At 72.0% G+C, this 6923-nt stretch carries 6 protein-coding genes; 5 read left to right on the top strand and 1 reads right to left on the bottom strand.

The features are described from left to right. The 4 genes from ABZ478_RS14875 to ABZ478_RS14890 all read left to right on the top strand — a co-directional run bounded on the left by ABZ478_RS14875 (position 1) and on the right by ABZ478_RS14890 (position 5600). Positions 1-1548 (top strand): type IV secretory system conjugative DNA transfer family protein, encoded by a 1548-nt coding sequence (locus ABZ478_RS14875; protein WP_359548952.1) that lies wholly within the window; start codon positions 1-3, stop codon positions 1546-1548. 376 nt (positions 1549-1924) lie between these two features. Next, the gene (locus tag ABZ478_RS14880) at positions 1925-2362 is read left to right on the top strand and encodes a hypothetical protein (protein WP_359548953.1); all 438 of its coding nucleotides are present in this window, start codon (positions 1925-1927) and stop codon (positions 2360-2362) included. Further along, positions 2359-4452 (top strand): bifunctional polysaccharide deacetylase/glycosyltransferase family 2 protein, encoded by a 2094-nt coding sequence (locus ABZ478_RS14885; protein ID WP_359548956.1) that lies wholly within the window; start codon positions 2359-2361, stop codon positions 4450-4452. Before ABZ478_RS14880 ends, ABZ478_RS14885 begins: the two co-directional genes overlap by 4 nt. A gap of 47 nt (positions 4453-4499) precedes the next feature. Further along, a complete protein-coding gene (locus ABZ478_RS14890; RefSeq protein ID WP_359548959.1) occupies positions 4500-5600 on the top strand; it encodes an LCP family protein in 1101 nt (366 codons plus the stop codon). Between the two features lie 15 nt (positions 5601-5615). Here the strand turns inward: ABZ478_RS14890 and ABZ478_RS14895 are convergent, their stop codons facing one another. Next, the gene (locus tag ABZ478_RS14895; RefSeq protein ID WP_359548962.1) at positions 5616-6176 is read right to left on the bottom strand and encodes a GNAT family N-acetyltransferase; all 561 of its coding nucleotides are present in this window, start codon (positions 6174-6176) and stop codon (positions 5616-5618) included. A gap of 82 nt (positions 6177-6258) precedes the next feature. Between ABZ478_RS14895 and ABZ478_RS14900 the strand changes: the two genes are divergently transcribed. Further along, positions 6259-6807, top strand: coding sequence for a cysteine hydrolase family protein (locus ABZ478_RS14900; protein ID WP_359548964.1), 549 nt, complete (start codon positions 6259-6261; stop codon positions 6805-6807). Positions 6808-6923: the final 116 nt, after the last annotated feature.

Raw genomic sequence — 6923 nt, forward strand, 5'->3', positions numbered from 1 at the left:
GTGAGACCGGACGATCGCCGTGACACCCGCCGCGAGGGTCAGGGCGGAATCCCCGACGGGCTGCTGATCGGCATACTCGCCTTCCTCCTCGGCATGACCGTGCTGGTGTGGACGGCCACCGGTCTGGCGGCCCTGTTCGCCCACGGCGCCTGGCCGGACGGCGTGACGTTCCCCCGCACGGCCCTCGCCATGCGCCATCTGATCGGCGAGCCGCACGACCTGCCCGGCGCCTGGCCGGACACCCCCGCCGCTCAGCTCTCCGGCTGGGGCCTGTTCTGGGGCCTGTTCATCGGGCAGCTCATGATCCTGCTCGTCCTCACCCTGTTCGTGATGGGCACGGTGGCGAGATGGCGGGCGGAGAAGGCACGGCGCGCCTCCGAGCGGGGCACGGCGGCCCGGGGCCCGGCGGAGGCCACGGCACCCGCTCCCGCCCCGACGACCGTTCCCGCCGTTCCCGCCCCGACGACCGTTCCCGCCGTTCCCGCCGTCGTTCCCGTGCCCGAGGCGGTGCCGGAGCAGCGGCACGAGGTGGTCCCGGTGCCCCACACGGAGCCGGCTCCACAGCCTGTGGAGCACCTCACGGGCGGCGGTGCTCCGACGGCAGGCCCGGAGGCGCCCGGAACCGCGGGCGGGGTGCGCTACGGCACGCCGGCGACCCGGCACACCAACGCCGTCCAGGCCGTGGCCGACGCCCCGGGCCCGGCCCTGGTGGTCAGCTCGAACCCCGCCCTCTGGGCGGAGACCAAGGACGCCAGGACCAAACTGGGCCCCGTCCACCTCTACGACCCCGCCCACCTCTGCGACACCCCGGCCCGCCTCCACTGGTCCCCCACCAGCGGCTGCGAGGACAAGGAAACGGCGCTGAACAGGGCCAAGGGCCTCCTCGCCCCCGTCCGGCCCACCGCCAGACTCGACCAGGCCGTGGCCGATACCGCCACCACGCTGCTGCGCAGCTATCTGCACGCCGCCGCCCTTGAGTCCCGCACCGTCCGCCATGTCCACCGCTGGGCCCAGGGCACCCAGGTCCAGGACGCCGTGCGCACCCTCCGCACCCACACCAAGGCCGCCCCCGGCGCCGCGGGCGAGCTCGAGGCCGCCCTCACCGCGCATCCCGAACGCCGCGACGTGGCACAGGAGTTGATCAGCAGGGCGCTGTCCGCCCTCTCCACCGTCAACATCCGCGAAGCCTGCACCCCGAACCGAACCGATGCCCTCGCCTTGGATTCCTTCGTCCACGAAGGGGGCACGCTCTATGTGGTCGGTGAATCCATCGAGGACCCCAGGACCCAGCCGGGTGCGATGCCCCTCCTGACGGCCCTCGTCTCGAGCGTGGTCGAGCGCGGCCGGCGCATGGCCGAACGGTCATCCTCCGGTCGGCTCGACCCACCACTGACCCTGGTCCTCGACGACATCGCGGCCGTGGCCCCCCTCCCCCAGCTCCCCGATCTGCTCGCCACCGGAGCCCCCCAGGGCATGCCCACCCTCGCCCTGCTCCGCTCCCGCGAACAGGCCAGGGCCCGCTGGCCGCACCAGGAGCTGCCGGCCTGACCGTCCCAGGACGGGCTTCGGAGCGCCGTCTCCCGGCGGCTGTGGGATATGCCACCCGATCAGAGGGGGGTGCCCCGAAAGTTTTCTGGCGAGTAGGGTCGGAAGCCGTGTGATTTACCGGTCGCCGCACCCTCAAGTCTCCTGACTCCCCCACGAGTTGGTGGCAGGTGCGCGTACCGGTGCCTCATGCGGTGCACCACAGCGGACCCCCGGGTCCGTCCCCCCACCACAACAGCCGCGTCCGCGTGGCGACAGATCAGGAGCAACCCGTGCAGGGCACCCCCCACATAGCCGGCACATCGAACGACGGGCGCCCGGCGCCCCCGGCGCCTGCCGACGACGGACGCCCACGCGTCCGCAGCGGCAAGGCGCGCTCATGAGGCGGCCGCCGTACTCGACTGCGCCGACGATCAAAGTCCGGACGACTCCGGGCTGGCAGTACCACCACGCATCCGGCACCCACCCCGCGCAGCGTCCCGAGGCACAGCCGCCCGAGACCCGCAGGCGCCCCGTGTTCATCGACCAGTCCGGGCGGCGCCGCAGGCTGATGCAACTCGTGTCCCTGAGCGTGGGACTGGCCTGCTCCGGCTATCTGCTGTTCGTCGGCACGCTGGTCGGCGGCCTCATGGAACCGATGGGCTCGGCACCGCCCCGTACCCACGTACCCGGACCCGGCGGCCACGGCACCCCCGGACCCACCGACGGCCCGGCCCGCGCGCACCGTCCGTCCCCCGCGCCGGACCCCGGCCACCACGACGTCGCACAGAGACGTGCGCCCCGGCTCCGGGCGGAGGGCGGAGGCATCCCCCGGTGAGCCCGCACGCCGACGTACGACGTCCACCACGCGGACACTGGCTGCTGCTCCTGCTCTCCCTGACGGTCGTCGCCGTCACCCTCGTCTGCGAGGGCTGGACCACCCACCAGGTCGACTCCGCACGAGCCAAACAGCCCTGCACGCGGCCCATACCGCGCGCGGCCGACGACGGGAAACCGGTGCTCCGCTTCGGCCCGTCCGGCGTCGAGACCTCCGGCATGCCGCCCGGCACCGCCGCCCTCACCTTCGAGGGCGGCCCCGACCCGGTGTGGACGCCACGCCTGCTCGATCTGCTGAGCAGACACCACGCACGGGCGACCTTCTTCGTCCACGGCAACGACGCCGTCCGCCACCCCGCCCTCCTGCGGCGGATCGTCCGTGAGGGCCACGAGGTCGGCTCGTACACGTACACCGGCGGCGACCTCGGAACCGCCTCGCCGTTCCGCGCCCGCGCCGAACTGGCCCTCACCCAGACCGCGCTCGCCGGTGCCGCCGGCATCCACACCAGCCTGCTGCGGCTGCCGCACACGACCGCCGCGGACACCCTCTGCGGCCCCGAGTGGCGGGCGGCGCGGCGCGCGGAGGCCCAGGGCTACCTCGTGGTCGCCTCCGACCACCCGGCCCGCAAGCCGTGGCAAGGGGTGATCACCCGGTACAGCCACACCGACCTCGGCTACCACGAGGCGCGGGCGCTGCTGCGGGACCACAGGATCACGAGGTTCACCACCGTCAGCGGCGGACTCGGACGCCCCTCCTTCGTGTCCCGGGTCCCCGCGGCCCAGCGCGTCAAGGGCGAGGGCCTCATCTGGTCGGTGCGGATCGGGCACGTCTTCACCACCGTGATGGCATGGACCCTCGCCGTCGCCGGCTCGCTCGGTGTCCTCAGGCTGCTGCTGCTCAGCGTCTTCGCCCGCGTCCACAAGCGCCGCGTGCACACCTTCCGCTCCGGCACCCCCCGCCTGCGCCCGGTCGCCGCCCCGGTGACGGTCCTGGTGCCCGCCTACAACGAGGAGGCGGGCATCGCCTCCACCGTCTACTCCCTGCTCGCCTCCACCCATCCCCAGGTGGAGATCATCGTGGTCGACGACGGCTCGACGGACTCCACCGCCCGCATCGCCGAGGCCATCGCCGACCCCCGGGTACGAGTGGTCCGGCAGCCGAACAGCGGCAAGCCGCAGGCGCTCAACACCGGCCTGGCCCACGCCCGCCACGACATCGTCGTGATGGTGGACGCCGACACCATCTTCGAACCGGAGTCACTGTCCCGGCTGGTCCAGCCGCTCGCCCACCCGTCCGTCGGGGCGGTCAGCGGCAACACCAAGGTCGGCAATCGGCGTCACCTGCTGGGCAAGTTCCAGCACCTGGAGTACGTCAACGGCTTCAACCTCGACCGGCGCACCTTCGACGTCCTCGAGTGCATGGCGACCGTCCCCGGCGCGATCGGCGCCTTCCGCAGGGACGCGCTCATGGGCATCGGCGGCGTCAGCGACGAGACCCTGGCCGAGGACACCGACCTCACGATGGCGCTCTGGCGGGCCGGCTGGCGCGTCGTCTACGAGGAGTCGGCGGTCGCCTGGACCGAAGTTCCCTGCACCCTGCGGCAGTTGTGGCGGCAGCGCTACCGCTGGTGCTACGGCACCCTGCAGTCGATGTGGAAGCACCGCCACTCGCTCACCGAGATCGGCCCCGCCGGCCGCTTCAGCCGCCGCGCCCTGTCGTACCTCATGGTGTTCCAGATCCTCGCCCCGCTGTGCGCACCGGTGATGGACCTCTACGCGCTGTACGGGGTCCTCTTCCGCGGGCTCGTCCAGTCCGTCGCGATCTGGCTCGGCTTCCTCGCCGTCCAGATGGTCACCGCCGCGTACGCGCTGCGACTGGACCGGGAGCGGCTGCGCACCCTCTGGGTGCTGCCGCTCCAGCTCTTCGTCTACCGGCAGCTGATGTACCTGGTGGTCGTCCAGTCCGTGATCACGGCGCTCCTCGGCACCCGCCTGAAGTGGCACAGCATGCACCGCTCCGGCACCGCGGACCCGCTCCTCCAGGAACCGGCCGCGGGACGGCCCCGGCCGGAGGGGGTGGCGTCGGCATGACGGCGAACACCGGGAAGCCCGCCGGGCCGGAACAAGGGAGTCCGAGCATGACGACCCCACCGGCCCGGCAGGGCGGGCACGGCACCGACACGATCACCCGGTTCTCCGGGCGGCCGAGCTCCCGCTACGCCCCACGGCGCGCCCACGCCCGTCAGGCGAAGAGGAAACGGCGCAAACTCCGGCGCTGTCTGCTGGCCCTGCTCGTCATCGTCGTCACGGCGGTCGGCGGCACCTACGGGTGGACGGAGGCCGAACTGAACCGTGACGTCGACCTGAACGCCTACGGGCACCGCCCGCCGCCGGGCCGGGGCACCAACTACCTCGTCGTGGGATCCGACAACCGTGACGGGCTGTCGTCCGAGGAGGTGGAGAACCTGCACGCCGGCGGTGGCGGCGGCCGGCGGACGGACTCGATGATGATCCTGCACACCGGCGCGCACGGCGCGACCATGGTGAGCCTGCCCCGCGACTCGTGGGTCGCGCTGCCCGGCCGGCTGGACCCCTCGACCGGAAAGACCCTGCGCACGGCACGCGACAAGCTGAACGCCGCCTTCTCCTACGGCGGCCCCGAGCTGCTCGTGAGCACCATCGAACGCAACACGGGCCTGCGCATCGACCACTACGCGGAGATCGGCTTCGGCGGGTTCGTGCACATCGTCGACGCCGTCGGAGGCGTCCCGATGTGCCTGGACCGCGACATCAAGGACGAGAAGTCCGGAGCCGACCTCCACAAGGGCTGCCAGACGCTCTCCGGCAGACAGTCACTGGCCTTCGTGCGCGAGCGTCACCAGGAGGCCAGGGGCGACCTGGACCGCACACAGAACCAGCAGAGATTCCTCTCGGCGCTCGCCCACCGGGCGGCGCGCCGCGACACGCTGCTGGACCCCACCGCCATGTATCCGGCGGCCCGGGCGGGGCTCGACAGCCTCGTCGTCGACGACGGCATGCACCTGCCCGCACTGGCCCGGCTGTTCCGGGCGATGCGAAGCGTGTCCGGCGGCCGGATCGAGCACATGAACGTCCCGGTCGCCGGCATCGGCGTCCCCACCTCCAAGGGGAACGTGGTGACCTGGGACAGGAAGAAGTCGCGCCGGCTCTTCGCCGAGCTGCGCGACGACCGCGCGGTCACCGGAACGGGATCCAAGTAGGCCGCGGCGGGCCGGTCACCGCTCCAGCACGAACTCCAGCTCGTTCTCGGCCTCGTCCTTCGAGAACGACACGACCAGCCCGCTCGGCCCGAACCCCGCCTTGCGGTAGGCGCCCTGGGCCCGCGCGTTGTCCGCGTGCACGAACAGCCGTACCCGCTCGGCACTCTGCTGCCAGGCCCAGGAGACACCGGCGTCGAACAGCGTCTTGATCAGCCCGTTGCCCCGGTGCTCCGGCCGGACGAACACGCCGACCACATGGCCCTGCCGCCGCTCGACCGGATGCCCGGCCCAGTCCGTCGTCCCGGCCCGCTCGATCAGCACGGTGACGGTGCCGGCCCAGCTCCCGTCGGGCGCCTCGGCGATGAACTGCCGCGCCGTGTCGGACCCTTCACCGGAACGGGTCGCGCGTTCCTGGTAGAAGGAGTCCGGCCGGGCCAGGGCGTCGTCGAAGGTCTCGAGGAAGGCGATGTGCGCGACCGGGTCCCGCAGCGCGTCCAGACGCAGCTGCTTCACGGCCGCCCACTCCTCGGGGCGTATGGCACGGACGACGTAGTCATCGCTGGTCGGGGTACTCATGGGGCCACGGTAGCTTCGCCCGTCACCGCCCTCACCCGATATACGGGCGCCCGCTGTCGGTGCCGGGCTCTACGGTGGCTCCATGACCACGCTTCCCGAACGACCCAACACCGCACTGCTCGTCATCGACGTCCAGAACGGCGTGGTGGCGGATGCCCACGACCGCGACGGCGTCATCGCCAACATCGACGCCCTGATCGGCAGGGCCCGCGCGGCGGACGTGCCGGTCATCTGGGTGCAGCACTCCGACGAACAGTTGCAGGAGGGCAGCGAGAGCTGGGCCTACGTCCCCGAGCTGGTCCGCCGGGACACCGAGCCCCTGGTCCCCAAGACCTACGCGGACTCCTTCGAGGAAACCCGTCTGGAGGAAGTACTGGCGGAGCGGAAGGTGGGCCGGCTGCTCGTCATGGGCGCTCAGACGGACGCGTGCATCCGCTCCACCCTGCACGGCGCGATCGTCCGCGGCTACGACGCGACGCTGGTCGCCGATGCCCACACCACGGAGGACCTCACCAAGTACGGCGCTCCCGCCCCGGAGCAGGTGATCGCCCACACCAACCTCTACTGGGCGTATCACAGGGCGCCCGGCCGCCAGGGCGGCACGGTGAAGACGGCCGAGGTGGCCTTCTAGAGAATCCTCCGGAAGGACCCGGAACGCAGAAAACCCCCGCATCTTTCGATGCGGGGGTTTTCCCAAAGATTGTTCGGCGGCGTCCTACTCTCCCACAGGGTCCCCCCTGCAGTACC

The sequence above is a fragment of the Streptomyces sp. NPDC005706 genome (assembly GCF_040631045.1).
Classification (GTDB): Bacteria; Actinomycetota; Actinomycetes; order Streptomycetales; family Streptomycetaceae; genus Streptomyces.